The organism is Mesorhizobium sp. WSM4310, assembly GCF_007003935.1.
Lineage (GTDB): Bacteria > Pseudomonadota > Alphaproteobacteria > Rhizobiales > Rhizobiaceae > Mesorhizobium.
The window spans coordinates 17,092-34,829 of record NZ_VFTA01000031.1 but is presented as its reverse complement, the minus strand read 5'-3'; the positions used below and the strand labels follow the sequence as shown (position 1 = coordinate 34,829).

At 62.2% G+C, this 17,738-nt stretch carries 23 protein-coding genes; 17 read left to right on the top strand and 6 right to left on the bottom strand.

All coding sequences use genetic code 11. The annotated features are described in order from the left end of the window. Nucleotides 1–130 precede the first annotated feature (130 nt). The 3 genes from FJV80_RS26760 to FJV80_RS26750 all read left to right on the top strand — a co-directional run bounded on the left by FJV80_RS26760 (nt 131) and on the right by FJV80_RS26750 (nt 2,245). Nucleotides 131–712 carry a TetR/AcrR family transcriptional regulator gene (locus FJV80_RS26760; RefSeq protein ID WP_142877866.1) on the top strand — a complete coding sequence of 194 codons (582 nt, stop codon included), beginning with the start codon at nt 131–133 and terminating at the stop codon, nt 710–712. After that, nucleotides 709–1,545: a DMT family transporter gene (locus FJV80_RS26755; protein WP_142877865.1), complete on the top strand. Its 837-nt coding sequence runs from the start codon at nt 709–711 to the stop codon at nt 1,543–1,545. Before FJV80_RS26760 ends, FJV80_RS26755 begins: the two co-directional genes overlap by 4 nt. A gap of 88 nt (nt 1,546–1,633) precedes the next feature. Continuing rightward, the gene (locus FJV80_RS26750) at nt 1,634–2,245 is read left to right on the top strand and encodes a LysE family translocator (RefSeq protein ID WP_142877864.1); all 612 of its coding nucleotides are present in this window, start codon (nt 1,634–1,636) and stop codon (nt 2,243–2,245) included. Nucleotides 2,246–2,352: 107 nt separating this feature from the next. On the opposite strand, the gene FJV80_RS26745 is transcribed toward FJV80_RS26750, so the two are convergent. Continuing rightward, on the bottom strand, nt 2,353–2,664 hold the full coding sequence (locus FJV80_RS26745) for a transcriptional regulator (protein WP_095770656.1): 312 nt from the start codon (nt 2,662–2,664) through the stop codon (nt 2,353–2,355). 519 nt (nt 2,665–3,183) lie between these two features. Next, the gene (locus FJV80_RS34700) at nt 3,184–3,654 is read right to left on the bottom strand and encodes a hypothetical protein (RefSeq protein WP_185975272.1); all 471 of its coding nucleotides are present in this window, start codon (nt 3,652–3,654) and stop codon (nt 3,184–3,186) included. A 455-nt stretch (nt 3,655–4,109) separates the two neighbouring features. On the opposite strand from FJV80_RS34700, the gene FJV80_RS26735 reads away from it, so the two are divergent. Continuing rightward, the gene (locus FJV80_RS26735) at nt 4,110–4,706 is read left to right on the top strand and encodes a glutathione S-transferase (RefSeq protein WP_095770926.1); all 597 of its coding nucleotides are present in this window, start codon (nt 4,110–4,112) and stop codon (nt 4,704–4,706) included. Nucleotides 4,707–4,768: 62 nt separating this feature from the next. Here FJV80_RS26735 and FJV80_RS26730 read toward each other — a convergent pair whose 3' ends face one another. After that, on the bottom strand, nt 4,769–5,425 hold the full coding sequence (locus FJV80_RS26730) for an outer membrane protein (protein WP_095770654.1): 657 nt from the start codon (nt 5,423–5,425) through the stop codon (nt 4,769–4,771). Nucleotides 5,426–5,838: 413 nt separating this feature from the next. Between FJV80_RS26730 and FJV80_RS26725 the strand changes: the two genes are divergently transcribed. The 7 genes from FJV80_RS26725 (at nt 5,839) to FJV80_RS26695 (ending at nt 11,398) form a co-directional block, all read left to right on the top strand. Then, nucleotides 5,839–6,603, top strand: coding sequence for an SDR family oxidoreductase (locus tag FJV80_RS26725; RefSeq protein WP_142877863.1), 765 nt, complete (start codon nt 5,839–5,841; stop codon nt 6,601–6,603). Further along, nucleotides 6,600–8,666: an excinuclease ABC subunit UvrC gene (uvrC, locus tag FJV80_RS26720; protein ID WP_095770652.1), complete on the top strand. Its 2,067-nt coding sequence runs from the start codon at nt 6,600–6,602 to the stop codon at nt 8,664–8,666. The genes FJV80_RS26725 and uvrC overlap by 4 nt, the downstream gene beginning before the upstream one ends. A gap of 97 nt (nt 8,667–8,763) precedes the next feature. After that, nucleotides 8,764–9,360 carry a CDP-diacylglycerol--glycerol-3-phosphate 3-phosphatidyltransferase gene (gene pgsA / locus FJV80_RS26715; RefSeq protein WP_142877862.1) on the top strand — a complete coding sequence of 199 codons (597 nt, stop codon included), beginning with the start codon at nt 8,764–8,766 and terminating at the stop codon, nt 9,358–9,360. Between the two features lies 1 nt (nt 9,361). After that, nucleotides 9,362–9,619, top strand: a complete 258-nt coding sequence (gene moaD, locus FJV80_RS26710) for a molybdopterin converting factor subunit 1 (RefSeq protein WP_095770651.1) — start codon at nt 9,362–9,364, stop codon at nt 9,617–9,619. Nucleotides 9,620–9,623: 4 nt separating this feature from the next. Then, nucleotides 9,624–10,103, top strand: a complete 480-nt coding sequence (locus tag FJV80_RS26705) for a molybdenum cofactor biosynthesis protein MoaE (protein WP_095770650.1) — start codon at nt 9,624–9,626, stop codon at nt 10,101–10,103. 95 nt (nt 10,104–10,198) lie between these two features. Continuing rightward, nucleotides 10,199–10,963, top strand: coding sequence for a YbaY family lipoprotein (locus FJV80_RS26700; protein WP_142877861.1), 765 nt, complete (start codon nt 10,199–10,201; stop codon nt 10,961–10,963). A 165-nt stretch (nt 10,964–11,128) separates the two neighbouring features. Continuing rightward, nucleotides 11,129–11,398 (top strand): hypothetical protein, encoded by a 270-nt coding sequence (locus FJV80_RS26695; RefSeq protein ID WP_095770648.1) that lies wholly within the window; start codon nt 11,129–11,131, stop codon nt 11,396–11,398. A 116-nt stretch (nt 11,399–11,514) separates the two neighbouring features. On the opposite strand, the gene ndk is transcribed toward FJV80_RS26695, so the two are convergent. Then, on the bottom strand, nt 11,515–11,937 hold the full coding sequence (gene ndk / locus FJV80_RS26690) for a nucleoside-diphosphate kinase (RefSeq protein WP_095770647.1): 423 nt from the start codon (nt 11,935–11,937) through the stop codon (nt 11,515–11,517). A 361-nt stretch (nt 11,938–12,298) separates the two neighbouring features. On the opposite strand from ndk, the gene FJV80_RS26685 reads away from it, so the two are divergent. Then, complete coding sequence (locus FJV80_RS26685; RefSeq protein ID WP_095770646.1) at nt 12,299–12,565, top strand: DUF2934 domain-containing protein; 267 nt, start codon at nt 12,299–12,301, stop codon at nt 12,563–12,565. Between the two features lie 83 nt (nt 12,566–12,648). Here FJV80_RS26685 and FJV80_RS26680 read toward each other — a convergent pair whose 3' ends face one another. Beyond that, nucleotides 12,649–13,341, bottom strand: a complete 693-nt coding sequence (locus FJV80_RS26680; protein WP_142877860.1) for a glutathione S-transferase family protein — start codon at nt 13,339–13,341, stop codon at nt 12,649–12,651. Between the two features lie 67 nt (nt 13,342–13,408). Between FJV80_RS26680 and FJV80_RS26675 the strand changes: the two genes are divergently transcribed. Beyond that, nucleotides 13,409–13,921, top strand: a complete 513-nt coding sequence (locus FJV80_RS26675) for a DinB family protein (protein WP_142877859.1) — start codon at nt 13,409–13,411, stop codon at nt 13,919–13,921. Nucleotides 13,922–14,044: 123 nt separating this feature from the next. Here FJV80_RS26675 and FJV80_RS26665 read toward each other — a convergent pair whose 3' ends face one another. Continuing rightward, nucleotides 14,045–15,004 carry a LysR substrate-binding domain-containing protein gene (locus tag FJV80_RS26665; protein WP_095770643.1) on the bottom strand — a complete coding sequence of 320 codons (960 nt, stop codon included), beginning with the start codon at nt 15,002–15,004 and terminating at the stop codon, nt 14,045–14,047. A gap of 112 nt (nt 15,005–15,116) precedes the next feature. Here FJV80_RS26665 and FJV80_RS34695 point away from each other — a divergent pair, with 112 nt between their 5' ends. The 4 genes from FJV80_RS34695 (at nt 15,117) to FJV80_RS26640 (ending at nt 17,731) form a co-directional block, all read left to right on the top strand. Continuing rightward, entirely contained in the window at nt 15,117–15,953 is an 837-nt protein-coding gene (locus FJV80_RS34695; RefSeq protein WP_179295916.1) for a hypothetical protein, read from the top strand. A 45-nt stretch (nt 15,954–15,998) separates the two neighbouring features. Beyond that, nucleotides 15,999–16,925 (top strand): DMT family transporter, encoded by a 927-nt coding sequence (locus FJV80_RS26650; RefSeq protein WP_095788448.1) that lies wholly within the window; start codon nt 15,999–16,001, stop codon nt 16,923–16,925. Then, nucleotides 16,918–17,121 carry a hypothetical protein gene (locus tag FJV80_RS26645; RefSeq protein ID WP_010915223.1) on the top strand — a complete coding sequence of 68 codons (204 nt, stop codon included), beginning with the start codon at nt 16,918–16,920 and terminating at the stop codon, nt 17,119–17,121. The genes FJV80_RS26650 and FJV80_RS26645 overlap by 8 nt, the downstream gene beginning before the upstream one ends. A gap of 151 nt (nt 17,122–17,272) precedes the next feature. Then, nucleotides 17,273–17,731 carry a MucR family transcriptional regulator gene (locus tag FJV80_RS26640; protein WP_019857325.1) on the top strand — a complete coding sequence of 153 codons (459 nt, stop codon included), beginning with the start codon at nt 17,273–17,275 and terminating at the stop codon, nt 17,729–17,731. The last annotated feature ends 7 nt before the right edge of the window (nt 17,732–17,738 follow it).

The following is a 17,738-nucleotide window of genomic DNA, read 5'->3' as shown; positions in this document are numbered from 1 at the left end:
ACGCAGCCTCCCTTCGCGATTGCTTTGGCGCCTGCGGCTCGATCGACCGTAGGCGTTTTGTCGTGTTGACAGAAGGCGCGATCCATTGCATAGATATGAGACAGACCTGTCTCATCATCAGGCAAGCACCATGGCACCGTCAACGCCCTCCGACAAACGCCAGCATGTCATCGAAACCGCCTATGCGCTGTTCAACCGCGCCGGCTTCCATGCCACCGGCATCGACCGGATCATCGCCGAGGCCGATGTGGCCAAGATGACGATGTACCGGCATTTCCCAAGCAAGGACGAGCTGATCGTCGCGGTGCTCGACCATCGCGCCAGGCGTTTTGACGATCAGCTCGACCAGCTTGCCCAAAAGAGCATCACGCCAGAGCAGAAAATCGCAGAGATTTTCGACTGGCATGGGCGCTGGTTCCGCAGCCCGGATTTCCACGGCTGTCTGTTCGCGCATGCGCTGGCCGAGTTCGGCGATCCCGGGCATCCGGTGTTCGAGGCTGTCGCCAGGCAGAAGAATGGCCTTCGGCAGCGCATGCGATCGATCCTGTCGGAGGTGATGCCGCGCGGCCGGGCCGAGAACGTGGCGACGACGCTGTCGATGCTGATCGAAGGTGCCACCCTGATGGCGCAGATGGGGCAGGCGGATACCGCATTGCGTGAAGCCCGCAAGACGGCCCTGGACGTCGTCGCCGCCTCGCGCAGACCGCAATGAGCCCGCTGGTCATCGGGCTCGCGCTCTTCGCGGCGATCCTGCACGCAAGCTGGAACGCTTTCCTGCGAACCGGCGCCGACAGGTTGTGGACCGTCACCGTCATGAGCTTCTCCAGCACGGCGCTGGCCGTTCCGCTGGCCATCTTCAACGGTTTTCCAGCCACGTCGGCCTGGCTCTATGTCGCCCTCTCGGCCTGCCTGCAGGTCGGCTACAGCGTGTTCCTGGTGGCCGCCTACAGATATGGCGAATTGGGACAGGTCTATCCGATTGTTCGCGGCAGCGTGCCTCTGCTCGTCACCCTTGGTGGCTTCCTGCTCGCCGGCCAGCAACTCACCCTTCTGGAGACCGTCGGCGTTGCCCTGGTCGGCGGCGGCATCATGGGCCTGTCGCTCGGGCGCGGAAGAGCCGCCACAACATCGATCCTCTACGCGCTGGCAACCGGAGCAATCATCGCCGCCTATGCGACGGTGGATGCGATCGGCGTTCGTGCGGCGGGCAATGTCGGCGCCTACACGGCCTGGGTGCTGCTGGCCTATGGTGCATTGCTGCCGGCGACCTTCGTTGCTTGCCGCGGCCGGCTTGCTGTCGACCCGCGGGCGCCTGAAACCTGGAAGGCACTGGGCGGCGGCCTGTTCGCGCTTGTCGCCTATGGCGTCGTGGTGGCGGCCTTCGCGCTCGGGCCGGCCGGCCCGATCACCGCGATCCGCGAGACCAGCGTCGTCTTCGCGGCCTTCATCGGGCGGCTGTTCCTTGGCGAGACGCTGACGCCCCGCCGGGTCGGCGCCTGCGCCATCGTGGCGCTCGGCGCCATCTGCCTCGGTTATCAATCGTGACGACAATCTGAACTTTCGGGCTATCGACGGCAGGCAAATCGGCTAACCTGGACACCCGAGAGCAACACGTCACTTTCGGGAAACCTTCATGGACCTTGCCACCATCCTTGCCTTCGCGGCAGCCTTCTTCGTGTTCGCCGCCAGCCCTGGCCCCGACAACATGACCATCGTCGCCCGCACGATCTCCAGCGGCGCCGCGTCGGGCATCGCCTATGGCGCCGGCACGGTGGTCGGCATTATCTTCCTGGTGCTCGCAGCCCTCGGCCTGTCGATCATTGCCGCCAAGATGGCAATCGTCATGACGGTGCTTCGCTACGGCGGAGCGGCCTATCTGATCTGGATGGGCATCAAGCTGTGGACGGCCGTGCCCGTCGTGCCGGAACTGCAGCCCGTCTCACGGCGGCGCGGGCTGCTGACGATCTTCGCCACGGGTGTCGCGCTCAATCTCGGCAATCCGAAAATGCCGCTGTTCTACGTGGCGCTGTTGCCCAACGTGGTCGGGGCTTCGCTCACACCAGCGCATCTTGGCATTCTGGTCGCGGTGATCCTGGCTGTCGAGATTGTGGTGATCGGCGGGCATGTTCTCCTCGCCGGCCGTGCCCGCAGTCTGCTGCGCACGCCCAGCATAGTGCGCCGGGTCAACCGCGCGGCAGGCGGCGTCATGATCGGCGCCGGCGTTGCCGTGATCACCACGCGCTAAAAGCAATTCCAGGAAAAGTGTGAAACGGTTTCCCGGGAAAAGCGCATGGCGCTTTCCCTAGGGAATTGCGTCAACGCAAAGTGTTAGAAGTCGCTCGGTCGCAGCGCCTATTTCCTGCGTTGCGTCACTTCGGCCTGATCGATGATCTTGCGAAGAAAAGCAATGTGGCCGCGAAAGGCCCGCCGCCCAATTGTCGTTGCCTTGACCCGGGTCTGCGGCCGTCGCCCGACGAAAAGCTTTTCGACATCGACATAGCCCGCTCTGGCCAGCGTATCGATGTGCGCTCCGAGATTTCCGTCGGTCGTTTCGATCATGGCCTTCAACTGGGTAAACTCCAGCGCCTCGCGCTTTTCCAACGTGTTCAGGATGGCCATGATCCTGAGCCGTATGCTCTGATGGATGATGTCGTCGGCGCTCACCGATAGGCTCTACTGCGGCAAGGCCCTGGACCGTCGCAACATAGCGCGGCGATTGCGGGCAACGGTCCTGTCTGTTGCCTTTGTGTGACCGAAATCAAATCGCCAGCTCCTGAATTTACGCAGAATACTCTGCCTTGCAGAGTTGTCTGTCAATCAGCCGCTGGCGATGGAACTGCGCTTGACAAGGTGATCTTCAGATTGGTCGTCGCGTCGCGCTCGTGATCCGCATGGATCGCTCACTCGTAGAAGATGATTGCTTCGATGAGGTGGCAGGTCGTGATATTCCCGGACGAAGATCATGCGTGAAGCCGCTCGCTAATCTTCGCGGCTTCATGGCGGCTTCGCATCGAGAATGCCGGTGTGAAATTGCTGGCGATATAAGAAGATCAGCAGCGGATTTTTGCGATGATGAGTGCGATCGTGTGTCGATCTCAACCAAAATTTAAGCTGAGAAAATCATACCATTGCTTCGCTGGCTAGCGAGCCGCGAGTCAGATATGCATTGCGCGCCGGGGTCATTCACGGCCAACGGCATAACGTGAAGGGGCATGACATGGCTAAGCAGTCATCTAAAGCGCCGGCATCCAAGGCATCGGCAAAGAAAGCACCCGCAAAAGCAGTCGCGGCGAAGGCCGCAACAGCAGTGAAGAAAGCAGCGCCTGCGAAGGCGGCGGCCAAGCCCGCGGCAAAGGCAGCACCGGCCAAGAAGCCGGTGGCGGCCAAGGCTGCGGCAAAGCCGGCAGTGAAGAAGGCGGCGCCCGCCAAGGCAGCGGCAAAGCCCGCAGCGAAGGCAGCACCGGCGAAGAAGCCGGCGGCCAAGGCAGCAGCGAAGCCCGTGGCCAAGAAAGCAGCGCCCGCCAAGGCTGCGGCAAAGCCTGCCGCGAAGGCAGCGGCAAAGCCTGCCGCGAAGGCAGCGGCAAAGCCGGCCATGAAAGCAGCAGCGGCCGCGACCAAGCCCGCGGTAAAGAAAGCCGCCGCGCCGAAGGCCAAGGCAGCGCCTGCGAAGGCGAAGGCTCCGGCCAAGAAGTAGATGGATCGTTGGGGCGTCGCGTATCCCTTCGGGGTCCGCAAGGACGCTCTGACGCTCTGGATCGAAGCTGTCCGGCAGCGGGTTCAGCCTTGAGGGCTGAACATCGGGATGGGATCGAGGGGCAAGCAAAGCGAGGCGCCGGTTGGCTGCCTCGCTCGCTCCTTGGATCGTCTCCTTGCCGCGGTCGGCGAAGGCCTGGGTGCGATGCCTCGGGTTCGTGAGATGCGAATGCAGGTTGAATCCCGTCAACCTGCCGTCGTCGCTCGTGTTTCCAGCGTACCAGTCCGTAGGCTTGTCCGGGATGTCTGGAGCGGAAACCGCCACCGGTTTCTGGCCGCTGTTTTCTCGCGCTCTGGCGGTTGATCGCAAGCGCCTGTCCAGTCAACACTGGACGCCTGCAAACAGGAAACCGATCATGCCGAAGCTGCTCTACGCGTCCGCCTCTCCTTACAGTTCCAAGGTAAGGATGGCCGCGGCCTATGCCGGGATCGCGATCGATCTGGTGCCGGTCAAGACCGAGGACAAGCCGGCCGAACTGATCGGCGCCAATCCGCTTGGCAAGATCCCGGTGCTGGTGCTCGACGATGGCCGTTCCATTCACGACAGCCGCGCCATCACCCAGCACCTCAACCGGATTTCGAAGAACGCGTTGTTTCCGCGCAATCCCGACAAGCGGCTGGAGGCGGAAGTGCTGGAGGCACTGGCCGACGGCATCTGCGATTGCGCGCTGTCGATGGTCTATGAACGCCGCACCCGGCCCGAAGAGATGGTCTATCAGCCCTGGCTCGACCGGCAGTGGGCGAAGATCGCCGCCGCGCTCGATCTGCTCAATGCCAACCCGCCGAAACTACCGAAGAAGATCACGGCCGGTCAGATGGCGTTGCGCGCTTGCCTCGGCTATCTCGCGCTGCGTTTCGCCGGCAAGTGGGAAAAAGGCCGTGGCCGGCTGACTCGCTGGGCAGCACGTTTCGACGAAAAATTTCCGGAGCTGAAGTCGGCGGTTCCGGCCTGAGCGGCCGACAATAAAAAAGCCGGGCGCGAGGCCCGGCTTTTTCGTGTCGTGGCTTGAACGACTTAGAACTTCATACCGAGGCCGAAGGTGACGCGGTTGTCGGTGGCCTTGACCTTGCCGATACCATCGAAGCTCTTGCTGCCGAAGTCGGTGTAGCGGTACTCGACACGGCCGAAGACGTTGTCGGTCAGCTTGATGTCGGTGCCGACGCCGGCGGTCCAGCCGATCATGGTGGCGGTGTCGCTGGCAGGAATGACCGAGTCTTCCACCTTCAGGCTTCTGCCGGCGAGACCGCCGGTGCCATAGAGCAGGATTTCCGGGGTCACGGCGTAGCCAAGACGGGCACGCAGCGATCCTTCGAAGCCGCCCTTTGAGTTGATGCCGTTGTCGTCACCCTTGACGCCGTTGTAGCCGAGTTCGGCTTCACCGCCGTACACGAAGTTCTCCTGCTGCCACTGATAGCCGCCGAAGACGCTGCCGACGAAACCCTTGGTGTCGGTCGAAACGTCGAAATCCTTCTCCTTGGTACGGCCGCTGAAGCCGTAGCCAACGTTAAGACCGACATAGGGGCCGGCCCAGGATGCGACAGGCAGTTCGGCGACCGGTGCGGGTGCCGGGGGCTCTTCCTGGACGACGTCTGCGGCATAGGCAGTACCACCGAGGGCGAAGAGCCCGAGCGCAACGGCCAGCGGCCGTGCGAATTTGAGATTGGCTTGCATTGTTCTTTACTCCTTAAGCCACAGGACACAGGCTTGTTTCTCACGATCGCCATCAACCCGTCCGGGGGGTGAAACGGATCTGGCGTTCGTCGGTTCCAAATGTCGTGTCAAAATGAGGCTGAAGCGAACCTGAACTTGGGTCATTACCCGGCGCGAATGAGGCGGAACCTTGACGTTGCATCTTCGCAACAGCGAAATGTCAGCAGCCATTTCATGCTGCGCTGCACACCGCTTGGTGCAAGGAGTCCAGCGTCCTATATTGCGTTCCGGCGCTCCCGACTCCAAGACGAGTCGGCATGCCGAACCGAGCGTTTCGCCACAATGCAGCCCCAAGTGCGAATGCCGTTTAACGCATGCCGAGCCATATTTCGTCGGCGCCGTGTTTTCGGGCCGAAATTGAGGATTGACAGCAGATGAGCAAAGCCATTGCCGCGGCCCTGGTGACCGGCGGGGCGAAACGGGTCGGCAAGGCAATTGTCGAAGACCTCGCCGGCCATGGCTTTGCCGTCGCCATCCACGCCAATCGCTCGCACGACGAGGCGGATGCCTTGGCCGCGGGGATCAATCGGTCTGGCGGCCGCGCCACCGTGGTTGGGGCGGATCTGACCGACATGAGCGCCGTCAGCGGCCTCGTCGGCCAGGCGCAGGCCGCGCTGGGTCCAATCTCGCTGCTGGTCAACAATGCGTCGCTTTTCGTCGGCGATTCCGTTGAGGATTTCGATTGGCAGGCCTGGGACCGCCACTTTGCCATCCACGTGAAAACGCCGGCGCTGTTGGCGCAGAATTTCGCTCGCGCCTTGCCTGAAGGGCGCGAGGGGCTGATCGTCAACATCATCGATCAGCGCGTCTGGCGGCCGACGCCACGCTACTTCTCCTACGCGTTGTCGAAGTCGGCTTTGTGGACCCAGACGCAGATGCTGGCGCAAGCGCTCGGCCCGCGCATTCGCGTCAACGCGATCGGGCCTGGCCCGACACTGAAGAATGTCCGCCAGGACGATACCGATTTTGACGCACAGCTCGCTGGCCTGATCCTGAAGCGCGGCCCGGAATTGCCGGAATTCGGCGCCACCATCCGCTATCTCTGGGATGCGCGCTCGGTCACCGGCCAGATGATCGCGCTCGACGGCGGCCAGCATCTTGCATGGCAGACGCCCGATGTGACAGGCATGACGGAATGAGTCCTTTGGATCACAAAAACAAGGCGCGTGGCGGCGCCGATGACCTGCCTCCCGAAATCGACCTCGAGGACGAGGCGCTCGAGGAGATCGTCGAACCGACAGGCCCGGATGTCGCCTTCACCGCCATCGACTGGACGCCGCATGCCGGCGATGCCGAAGGCATGGTCGGCGCCGAGGTGATCCAGACCTTGGTCAAGCGGCTGCCCAACGCGCCCGGCGTCTACCGCATGATGAACGCCGCGGGCGATGTGCTCTATGTCGGCAAGGCACGCAGCCTGAAGAAGCGCGTCACCAACTACGCGCAAGGCCGGTTCCACACCAACCGCATCGGCCGCATGGTGCGCGAGACGTCGACGATGGAATTCGTCGTCACCCGCACCGAGATCGAGGCGCTGCTGCTCGAAGCCAATCTTATCAAGCGCTTGCGGCCGCGATTCAACGTGCTGATGCGCGACGACAAGTCGTTTCCCTATATCCTTTTGACCGGCGACCATGTCTCGCCCGGCATCTACAAGCATCGTGGCGCGCGCTCGCGAAAAGGCGACTATTTCGGCCCGTTTGCTTCGGCCGGCGCCGTCGGCCGCACCATCAACTCGCTGCAGCGCGCCTTCCTGCTGCGCAGCTGCACCAACTCGTTCTACGAGAACCGCACCCGGCCGTGCCTGCTCTATCAGATCAAGCGCTGCGCCGGCCCTTGCACCGGCGAAATCTCGCATGAGGGCTATGCCGAACTGGTCGCCGAGGCGAAGGATTTCTTGTCCGGCCGCAGCCAGAAGGTGAAGACCGAGATTTCGGCCGCCATGCAGCAGGCATCTGAAGACCTCGATTTCGAACGTGCCGCCATCTATCGCGACCGGCTGGCCGCCCTGTCGCATGTGCAGAGCCATCAGGGCATCAACCCGGCGACCGTCGACGAGGCGGATGTCTTCGCCATCCATCAGGAAGGCGGGCAGGTCTGCATCCAGGTCTTCTTCTTCCGCACCGGCCAGAACTGGGGCAACCGCGCCTATTTCCCGAAAGCCGATCCTGCCCTGGAAGGATCGGAAGTATTGGGCTCGTTCCTGGCGCAGTTCTACGACGACAAGCCGACGCCGCGCGCCATCCTTCTGTCGCACGGCATCGAGGACCAGGAATTGCTGGCCGAGGCGCTCTCGACCCGCGCCGGCCGCAAGGTTGCGATCTCTGTGCCGCAGCGCGGCGAGAAGAAGGACCTGACCGACAATGCCTTGCAGAATGCGCGGGAGGCGTTGGGCCGCAGGCTGGCCGAAACCTCGACGCAAGGACGGCTGCTTGCCGGTTTCGCCGAGACCTTCGGCTTGGCCAAGCCGCCGGTGCGCATCGAGGTGTACGACAACTCGCACATCATGGGCACCAATGCCGTCGGCGCCATGGTTGTCGCGGGACCGGAAGGGTTTGTGAAAAACCAGTACCGGAAATTCAACATCCGCTCGACCGAGATCACCCCGGGCGACGATTTCGGCATGATGCGCGAGGTGATGGAGCGGCGCTTCTCGCGGCTGCTCAAGGAACATGGCGATGTCGCGCCCGACGACACGGCCTCGGCGCAAGCGGGCGATGATGTCGAAGACGACATCTCCGGCAGCTTCCCCGCCTGGCCCGACGTCATCCTGATCGACGGTGGCCAGGGCCAGATGACGGCGGTGCGCAAGATTCTCGCCGATCTCGGCATCGAGGACCGCGTCGTGGCCATCGGCATCGCCAAGGGCCAGGACCGCGATGCCGGCCGCGAGCGTTTTTTCGTCAAGGGCAGGGATTCCTTTTCACTGCCGGTGCGCGACCCCGTGCTCTATTTCGTCCAGCGGCTGCGCGACGAGGTCCATCGCTTCGCCATCGGCTCGCACCGGGCGCGGCGCAAGAAGGAGATGGTCAAAAGCCCGCTCGACGAGATCGCCGGCATCGGCCCCGGCCGCAAGCGCGCGCTGCTGCTTGCATTCGGCACCGCCAAGGCGGTCAGCCGTGCCGCGATCGAGGATCTGAGGAAAGTCGACGGTATTTCCGAACAGGTCGCCAAACTGGTCTACAATCATTTTCACGAAAGTTAAAAAATTCAGCACTTTCAGCTGGCCAGTCGAATCTGGCCTGTTGACCCCCTACATTCGCTTCTGATTTGAGTACGCAGGCAGAAAGAGTCCACCAGATATGGCCCAGCGCGCGTTCAACCTGCCCAACATGCTGACCTATGCCCGCATCATTGCGGTGCCGCTGGTGGTGCTGTGCTTTTTTCTCGAAGGCCATCTGAAATCGAGCGACTTCGCCCGCTGGTCGGCGCTGGTCATTTTCCTGCTGGCGTCCGTCACCGATTATTTCGACGGCTATTTTGCGCGCGCCTGGCAGCAGACCTCCAATATCGGCAAGATGCTCGACCCGATCGCCGACAAGCTGCTGGTCGCGACCTGCCTTTTGCTGCTTGCCGCCGACACCGATCGCCATGCCGGCATTGCCGGCTGGTCGCTGTGGGCGGCCATCATCATCCTGTGCCGCGAGATCCTGGTTTCTGGCCTGCGCGAATATCTGGCGGCGCTCAAGGTCTCGGTGCCGGTGACGCAGCTTGCCAAGTGGAAGACCACCATCCAGATGGTCGCTATCGCTTTCCTGCTGGCGGGACCGGCCGGTGACAAGATCTTCCCGCTGACGACGCAGACCGGCCTTGTGCTGCTGTGGATCGCGGCACTCGTCACACTCTACACAGGCTACGACTATTTCCGCGCCGGCCTCAGGCACATCATGGATGAGTGAAATGACGACCCGCCTCATCTATTTTGCCTGGGTACGCGAACGGATCGGCATGCCTGAAGAGCATGTCGAATTGCCCGCCGGCATCGAGACGGTCGCCGATCTCTTGCGCTGGCTGCAATCGCGCGGCGAGGGCTACGAACATGCGCTGCAATATCCCGACGTGATCCGCGTTGCCATCAACCAGGAACATGTCGACCACCGCGAAAAGATATCGGGCGCGCGCGAGATCGCGCTGTTCCCGCCGATGACCGGGGGCTGACACCGTGTCGGCCGTCCTGGCGCTGACCGTGCGCATCCAGCGCGAGGATTTCGACGTCGCCGCCGAGATCGCCGGACTGACGGCGGGCCGCACCGACATTGGCGCGGTGGTTTCTTTCTCCGGGCTCTGCCGCGATGAGCAGGGCGCGCTCACGGCACTGGAGCTCGAACATTATCCTGGCATGGCGGAGGCCGAGATCGGCCGTATCGCCGCCGAGGCGGTTGAGCGCTGGCCGCTGCAGGGCCTCACCGTCATCCACCGCCATGGCCGGATTCGTCCGGGCGAGAATATCGTGCTGGTGGTGGCCGCCTCTGCCCATCGCCAGGCCGCGTTCGAAGCGGCGAACTTTCTCATGGATTACCTCAAATCGCGCGCGCCCTTCTGGAAGAAGGAGCATCGCGCCGATGGTTCTGAAGGTGGCTGGGTCGAGGCCAAGGAAACCGACGCGCAAGCGGCAGAGCGCTGGAAGTCATCGTCCGAATAAATCCCGTCGCAGCCATGTATTGACCGCAATCCTTTGGCCAATTGCGTGAGGTTGATCAGCCCCGGGGATTGGCAGTCCGGGCAAGGGAGGCGGTCATGCTGGACAGGCTCGCGGAGTTCTTCGTCTTCGGTTTCGTGCCTCTGGTCGTCGGCATCCTGGCGGTGCCGGAATTGTCCGTGGCCGCTGAAAACGCGGTGAGGGGCGAGGTGATCTATCGCGAGCGCATCGCCCTGCCGCCCAGCGCCGTGCTTTCCGTCCAGCTCGCGGATGTTTCAGTAGCCGATGCACCGGCCAGGATCATCGGCGAGCAGACTATCAAGCCGGCCGGCCAGGTGCCGATCAGCTTCGAGATCAAATTCGATCCGTCGGTGATCCGGTCACAGATGAGTTATGCGCTGCAGGCGCGGATCACCGTTGACGGCAAGTTGATGTTCATTTCCGATGTGCGCCATCGGCTCGACTCGCTGACCGACGCGCCGCAGACCATCATGCTGAAGTTGGTGGCGTCAGGCACCGAGCCGGCGGCTTCCATCTTTGGCCAGCTCTGGGTGGTCGACTATGTCGATGGCATTGGCGCCATCACCGCGCCGCAGGCGACGTTCAGGATCAGCGAGGCCGGCAAGGCCGGCGGCAGCGGCCCCTGCAACACCTATTTCGCCACCGCGAAAGTCGATGGCCAGGCGATCGCCATCAGCGACGTCGGCTCGACCTACAAGGCCTGCGCGCCGGAGGTGATGGCCGAGGAAAAGGCCTTGTTCGATGCCTTGGCCAAGGCGGCGTCATACAAGGTCGACGCCGGCAAGCTCGCCATATCGGACAAGGACGGCCACGAAATCCTGCGCTTCAGCGCCGCGAGTTAGCGCTTAATTCGATCGCCCGACACTTTCCGGAATAATTCGGGCAGGAGAAGCGTTTCTCTCCCAGACATGGCGGGTAGGGCAAAAGGGATATTTTCGAATGTCCCTTCGTTGAAGCCGCCAGACCTGCTGCGGCTTGTTCTGGCCTTAATTCAAAGGAGTCCAGAGATGAAAACGCACGCGCTTATCCTTGCTGTCACAGGCGTATCGCTCCTTGCTCTCACCGGCCTTGCGAAGGCGGACGACCATCTGTTCAATGCCCTTCAGCATGGCCTCAGCGCCGATGGCCGACCCTTCCAGACCAACAAGGCCGGCCACAGCGGCGATCTGGCGCCTGGGCAGGGTAGTCCGTTTGCAGGTGCCGACACCCAGACACCGGCCACCGACACGGCGGCAGCGAACGCCCATGCGAACGTAAAAGATCGTCAGCCGAAGTGACCAGCACCGCCACTGCGATGCGCAGCGGCGTTGGCAGCGAGACCTGACCATTGCGTCAATGAAAAAGGCCGGCGAAATGCCGGCCTTTTTACGGGGTACAAGGTGCGACTGTCGGCTCAGCCGACGATCTCGGTGTCCGAGAACCAGTACTTGATCTCCTGCGCGGCGGTTTCCGGCGCGTCGGAGCCGTGCACCGAATTTTCGCCGATCGACAGCGCGTGCACTTTGCGGATGGTGCCTTCGTCGGCGTTGGCCGGGTTGGTGGCGCCCATCACTTCGCGGTTCCTGGCAATGGCGTTCTCGCCTTCCAGCACCTGGACGATCGTCGGAGCCGACGACATGAACTCGACCAGTTCGCCGAAGAACGGACGGTCCTTGTGGACGGCGTAGAAACCTTCCGCCTCACGGCGGCTCATCCAGACGCGGCGCGAAGCGATGACGCGCAGGCCTGCATCTTCTAGCATCTTGGTGATGGCGCCGGTGAGGTTGCGCCGGGTTGCGTCCGGCTTGATCATGGAAAAGGTGCGTTCGAGCGCCATTGGTCGTCCTTGTCTGAGAATGGAATTGAGAGTGGCGGGCTCTATACAGGCCGCCCCGCCCATTGCCAAGGGGTGAGGAGCGGTCCCGAAGCGGACGGAAAGCCAATTGCCTGGCGTTCCGAGCGACGAATGGTGAAGCCCTGTCGGCCTTTGGGCGGATTGAAAGGTCCAGTGCATCTTTCAAGGGGTTTGAACGCCCGAAGGGCAGGGACCGCGAGCGAAGGACCGGAGCAGTGGGCGCTTCCATGTCAGGCCGGCAAGCCGCCAGGGCGAGATCAGACGGCTGCACAGCAACGCTTTGCTTGCTATAGTCACGCGTCGGCGCCGCGCTGAAGTCGGCCCGAATGGAGACAACACGACCATGGCAGACGATCGTCAGGACCGCATTCGCAACCGCGCACACCAGATCTGGCAGGAAGAGGGGCAACCGGCCGGTCACCACGAACGCCATTGGCACCAGGCGGCCGCCGACATCGATCGGGAGGATGCGGGTAAGCCGTCGGCAGCCACGAAGCCGGCCAAGAAGGCCCCTGTCGCCAGCAAGGCCAAAGCCGCTCCCAAGGAAGAAAAAGCTGCCGCGAAAGCCAGCAAGCCGAAGACCAGCAAGCCAAAGAAGGCGGCCAAGTAGGCCGGCTATCCCGCCGCTGATTTCCGCCACGGATTGATGGCGCGTCCAACCTGCCTCGCGGGCAGGGCAGGCGCTTGCGGTCGTCAGGCGGCTGCCGCTACCTTTCGTCCCAGCCCGCCATGCAGGTTGAGGCAACGCGCGAACCATTGCGTCACGACATCGCTGTCTTCAAGCAGCTGGTAGGGCGTGGCGATGCGCGCCCATTGCAGCGCGCCGAAGACGATGTAGTCCGCAAACAGCGGCGAGGCGCCGCCGATGAAAGGCTGGTAGCCCAGCATCGAGCGCAGCGGCTCGAGCGAAGCCCGAAACGCCGCCAGGCCGGCATCGCGCGCCGCGACGACATCTTCCAGCTGCTTGCCGAAGCGCTGCTCCCGGCTCGGCCGGAAATACACGGCGTTCTCTTCGTCCTGCATGGCATGGAGATCGACGAGCGCCGCAGTGGTGACGTAGGGATGGATGGTCAATTGCGACCAGCGCTCGATGAAGCGCGCCATCGCCTTGCCGCCTTCGCCGCCAAACAGCGTCGGCAGATCCGGATAGGCTTCCTCCAGATAGAGCGCGATGGCGAAGGAATCGATGACGACCTTTTCGCCGTCGCGGATCACCGGAACGGTTCTCGAAGCGCCGCCCTCGATGGTGGGCACCTCGAGAAAACGCGTCGGCGCGGTCGAGATATCGAGCCCCTTGTGGGCCAGCGCCATCGTCGCCTTCCAGCAATGTGGACTGAACGGACGGCTCTCGTCACGCCCGACGAGCTCATAAAGCAGAATGGTCATTGGCGCGGGTCTCTTTGCGGTCTAGGTATCGCTCGCGACACCCCGAAACGGGGCAGCTGGAGAAAAGATGAAACAGCATTTCATGATGTTTGCGGCGTATAATCAATGGGCCAATGGCCGCATCTATGATGCCGCCGCGGACCTCGATGAAGAGGAGTTCAATCGCGACGTCGGCGCCTTCTTCGGCTCGCTGATGGGCACCCTCAACCATCTGCTCGCTGCCGATCGCATCTGGATGAAGCGCTTCACCGGCGAGGGCGACGCGCCGACGGCGCTGGATGCCATACTGCACCGGGCCTTGCCCAAGTTGAGGACGGCGCGCGAGGTGGAGGACCGGCGGATCATCGACTGGCTCTCTGGCCTGAGCGACAAGGCGCTGTCGGGCCGCTTCACCTACATGACCCTGTCGGACATGCGCACCGTCTCGCAGCGTCTCGCGCCCGCGCTGGCGCATGTCTTCAACCACCAGACCCATCATCGCGGCCAGGCGCATATGATCCTGACGGTCCTCGGCCGCCCTTCCGTGCCGCTCGATCTGGCGCATTTCCAGCGTACCGAAGAGGGCAGGGCTTTCGCCTGATCCGGGCGAGCTGCCTGCGCCGACTACCGCCGCATCTTCTGCAGAAGCATGGCCTTCACGTCAGGCCATTCGGAATCGATGATGCTGAACCGCACGGAATTGCGTTTCCTGCCGATACGAATTTCAGACAGCTTCGGTAGCCAGATCGCGGATTTCACTGTCCAATTGGCGTTGCGTCAAAGCCGCTTCCGCCATGACCCATTGTTTGAACAGCAGCACCTTGCGTGCGGCAAGGCACTTGTGGGGGGAGACGAAATACCAGCCGGCGGTATTCGGATGGTGGACGGCAAAGGGAGCGACCAGCCTTTCGGCGCGGATGTCGCTGGCCATATAGGCACGGTTGGCCACGGCAAAGCCCATTCCGGCATTGGCGGCCTCATAGGACATCATGCACGAGTCGAAGTAGATGCTTTTGGTCTCGCTGAGCACGAAACTGGCGCCGGCAAAGCCAAGCCAGGACTGCCAGTTCTGGGTGCAGGTGTCGGAATGCAGAAGCGTGAAGTGCCTGAGGTCGTCGGGCGTCACCTTTGACACCGGCTTGTTGCCAAGAATCTCATGGAACAGTTTGCGGCTGCACACCGGTGTCAGGTCTTCCCGAAACAGCAGATCGGATGGCAGCCCGTTGAAATGGCCGTCTCCATAGCGGATTTCGAGATCGAAATCGGAGGCCGTGAACTCATGCGTCGCGTAGGAGGTCGACACCCGCATCACGATGTCGGGATGGCGCCGCTGGAATTCCGGCAGGCGCGGAAACAGCCAGCGCGCGGCGAAGGTCGGCAGCACGGATATTTTCAGCACATGTTCCTGCGATTGTCCGGTCGCTTCCATGCTGGCGGCGACGATCCGCTCCAACGCCTCGCGAACACGCGAGACATAGGTCTCGCCTTCCGGCGTTAACGACACCGCATTGCCACCGCGCTGGAAAATCTTGAAACGCAGCTGATCCTCCAGGCTCTTGACGCGCTGGCTGACCGCTGAGGCGGTGATGAACTGCTCCTCGCCGGCCCGCGTGAAATTCCCGTGGCGCGCAGCACTCTCCACGATTTTCAGCGAATTGAGGTTGACCTGACTGAGCAAACGCACGGGCTTCGACCTTAAGCTGGGCTTACACTAGCACCAGCATTCCTAATTTTACAGGGGGGGCTAATTTAATCGACTGTTAATCAAGTGTTTGCCCCCCACTTGGAGAAGTACAATGAACGCACATACCATACCCGAACTGCGCTATGCGATGAGCCGTGAGGCCATTATCGGCCACGAAACCGCCTGGAAAGTGTCGAGTTTCGGCGTTGCACAGTATCTGCATGGCTATGACCCGGCACTGCTCGCCGCAATCGAGGAGGCCGCTTTGAAGCTCAAGGACAGTCATGCCGTGCACAAGCACCTCGACCTGACCTTCATCACCGGCGCCGACCGTTTCATCCCCGAAATCAAGGAATTGCTGCACGACAAGCGGCGTCTGGAGCGGCTGTCCGACATGATGGGCACGAAGCTGGAGCCCTATCCGCTGTCGATCGTCGGCTCGACCGTCACCTTCATGAATCCCAGGGACGGCGCCGTCGAATGGCATTGCGACGGCGTCCCGGTCACCGAACTCATTCCTTTGTCGATCAGCAACCCGCTGGTCGGCGGCCATCTCGAAATCTATTGCGACGATTCCGAGACGGGCCGCGCCATCCTCGAATCCGGCCGCGAGATCCCGCGCAACCGCATCATGCGCATCGATCACAAGATGAATTACGCGACCCTCGGGCAATTCCTTGGCGTCCTGCATCGCACGGCGCCGATCCAGTATGGCGAGCGCGTCACCCTGGTGCTCAACCAGCGTTCGGTGGCCAAGCCCTATGTCGACGACAACCGCATGTTCTATCTTGCCGCCGACAATGATCACGACCGCGACTGGGTCAACGAATTGGCCGAAGACGTCTGGACCAACCAGCTGCCGGCCTATCGCCGGTTCGAGGCGGAGCATCCGACGCCCGCCCCGTCCGCCGAAGCACAGGTTTCGGGCGGAGCCAGGGAATCATGGTAGTCAACCATGATCCCGAAAAGTGGGAGCCGGTCTTCGGGCAAGATCATGGTCCAACACAGGGATAGAGCCCCAGGCCGATTGTTTCGGCACGGATCAGGTTCGATATCCGCGCTGGTCTTTGCCGCCGGCGCGGTGGCTTTGTGGTCGACCAATGCTTTGGTCGGCAGAACCCTGCTGGCAACACATCCGGTGTCGCAAGTGCAGTTCCTGCAATTTGCGGGAGCTGCACTGGTCTTCGCCTTGATCCGGCTCATGAACCGTGAGGAAGCGCGGCCGATGGCGCCGAGGGCGACCCTCGCTCCTCTCGCTGTCGGATTCATCGGTCTGGTCGGCACCATGGTGCTGCAATACGTCGCCTTCGCCTCGATGCCGGTAATCGAAGCCAATCTCGTGGCCTATACCTGGCCCTTGATGGTCGCCGCGGCAGTGATCGCCTTCGACAATCCCCGGCGTCCGGTCATGCTGGGGCTTGCCGCGGCCCTTGGCTTCGCCGGCGTTGCGCTGGTGATTTCGGGAGGGCGTGAGAGCAACTGGTTCCAGGGCAATCTCCTCGGCTATTTCGCCGCATTCGGGTCCGCGCTGTGCATGGCTTTCTATTCGGTGATGGTTGGACGGCTCGCCACTTCACCCGATCGGCTGCTGCTGCCTTCGTCGCTGGTCGGCGTCGCGTTGACGCTTCTATGGTCCGCTGGCGACGGCGTCGCCTGGCCCTCCGGCGTCGATCTCGCCCTGGGGCTCTATCTCGGCGCCGGCCCAATGGGACTGGGTTATTACTTCTGGTCGCGCGCCTTGAAGCTCGAAGGCAGCGGCAAGGTCGCGGTCGTCGCCTATCTCACGCCGATTGGCTCGACATTGCTGCTGACCCTGTCCGGTGAGCGGTTGACGACAACCGCAATTGCCGGCGCCGTCCTCGTCATCGGCAGTTGTATCGCGGTCGGCCTGGAGCGCTCGGAGGTGCAAGACTATGTTTGACGACAATGAACGTCTCGCCAGGCAGGAAGCGCATTGGCTGATCAAGGAATTTGGCGCCGAAGCACCGCTCTACGCGGCGATGAAGGCCGAAAAGGCGATTGAGCAGAAGGATTTCGGGCGCTGTGCCCGTTGGCGGCGTATTCTTGAGATATTGGCCGACGCTCGGACGACCAAGTCTGCTGCTTCCAAGTATTAGATTTTCTAATTTGCGCAGCGTCGATTTTCCATAAAAATAGTTGACGCCAAGTCTTGATTCGTTTTGGCACTTGGCGCCCGTTGGGGGACGCGGTTAAAGAGATACATCGACGAAAGTCTTCGCTGGGGTGGATGGCTTTCTCGCAAATAGGATGAAAGAATTGTCAAATATCGAGGATAAGACCGTTATAGAGCTAACGGCCGATATTGTCTCGGCCTATGTCGGCAACAATCCACTCCCAGCTTCCGGCCTACCTGACCTGATTGCCAGCGTCAGCGCCTCGGTTCGAAAACTGGCTGGCGCGGTCGTCGTGGAAAGCCCGAGCCTGGTTCCGGCCGTAAACCCCAAAAAGTCGGTATTTCCCGACTACATCATCTGCCTGGAGGACGGAAAGAAGTTCAAGTCGCTCAAGCGACACCTCAGGACAGACTATGGTCTGAGCCCGGACGACTATCGGGCCAAATGGAGCCTGCCGCCGGACTATCCGATGGTCGCTCCGAATTACTCGGCGACCCGGTCGGCACTGGCAAAGTCGACGGGACTTGGCCGCAAACCGGCAGCAGCGCCGGCCGCCGTGGCAAAGGGTGCCAAGCGCAAGGCGGCTGGCTAAGCGCGAA

Excerpts from the sequence above, each read along its gene's own strand:
- FJV80_RS26760 (WP_142877866.1), top strand. The coding sequence starts at position 131 with ATGGCACCGTCAACGCCCTCCGACAAACGCCAGCATGTCATCGAAACC.
- FJV80_RS26755 (WP_142877865.1), top strand. The coding sequence starts at position 709 with ATGAGCCCGCTGGTCATCGGGCTCGCGCTCTTCGCGGCGATCCTGCAC.
- FJV80_RS26750 (WP_142877864.1), top strand. The coding sequence starts at position 1,634 with ATGGACCTTGCCACCATCCTTGCCTTCGCGGCAGCCTTCTTCGTGTTC.
- FJV80_RS26735 (WP_095770926.1), top strand. The coding sequence starts at position 4,110 with ATGCCGAAGCTGCTCTACGCGTCCGCCTCTCCTTACAGTTCCAAGGTA.
- FJV80_RS26730 (WP_095770654.1), bottom strand. The coding sequence starts at position 5,425 with ATGCAAGCCAATCTCAAATTCGCACGGCCGCTGGCCGTTGCGCTCGGG.
- FJV80_RS26725 (WP_142877863.1), top strand. The coding sequence starts at position 5,839 with ATGAGCAAAGCCATTGCCGCGGCCCTGGTGACCGGCGGGGCGAAACGG.
- uvrC (WP_095770652.1), top strand. The coding sequence starts at position 6,600 with ATGAGTCCTTTGGATCACAAAAACAAGGCGCGTGGCGGCGCCGATGAC.
- pgsA (WP_142877862.1), top strand. The coding sequence starts at position 8,764 with ATGGCCCAGCGCGCGTTCAACCTGCCCAACATGCTGACCTATGCCCGC.
- moaD (WP_095770651.1), top strand. The coding sequence starts at position 9,362 with ATGACGACCCGCCTCATCTATTTTGCCTGGGTACGCGAACGGATCGGC.
- FJV80_RS26700 (WP_142877861.1), top strand. The coding sequence starts at position 10,199 with ATGCTGGACAGGCTCGCGGAGTTCTTCGTCTTCGGTTTCGTGCCTCTG.
- FJV80_RS26695 (WP_095770648.1), top strand. The coding sequence starts at position 11,129 with ATGAAAACGCACGCGCTTATCCTTGCTGTCACAGGCGTATCGCTCCTT.
- ndk (WP_095770647.1), bottom strand. The coding sequence starts at position 11,937 with ATGGCGCTCGAACGCACCTTTTCCATGATCAAGCCGGACGCAACCCGG.
- FJV80_RS26685 (WP_095770646.1), top strand. The coding sequence starts at position 12,299 with ATGGCAGACGATCGTCAGGACCGCATTCGCAACCGCGCACACCAGATC.
- FJV80_RS26680 (WP_142877860.1), bottom strand. The coding sequence starts at position 13,341 with ATGACCATTCTGCTTTATGAGCTCGTCGGGCGTGACGAGAGCCGTCCG.
- FJV80_RS26675 (WP_142877859.1), top strand. The coding sequence starts at position 13,409 with ATGAAACAGCATTTCATGATGTTTGCGGCGTATAATCAATGGGCCAAT.
- FJV80_RS34695 (WP_179295916.1), top strand. The coding sequence starts at position 15,117 with ATGAACGCACATACCATACCCGAACTGCGCTATGCGATGAGCCGTGAG.
- FJV80_RS26650 (WP_095788448.1), top strand. The coding sequence starts at position 15,999 with ATGGTCCAACACAGGGATAGAGCCCCAGGCCGATTGTTTCGGCACGGA.
- FJV80_RS26645 (WP_010915223.1), top strand. The coding sequence starts at position 16,918 with ATGTTTGACGACAATGAACGTCTCGCCAGGCAGGAAGCGCATTGGCTG.
- FJV80_RS26640 (WP_019857325.1), top strand. The coding sequence starts at position 17,273 with ATGAAAGAATTGTCAAATATCGAGGATAAGACCGTTATAGAGCTAACG.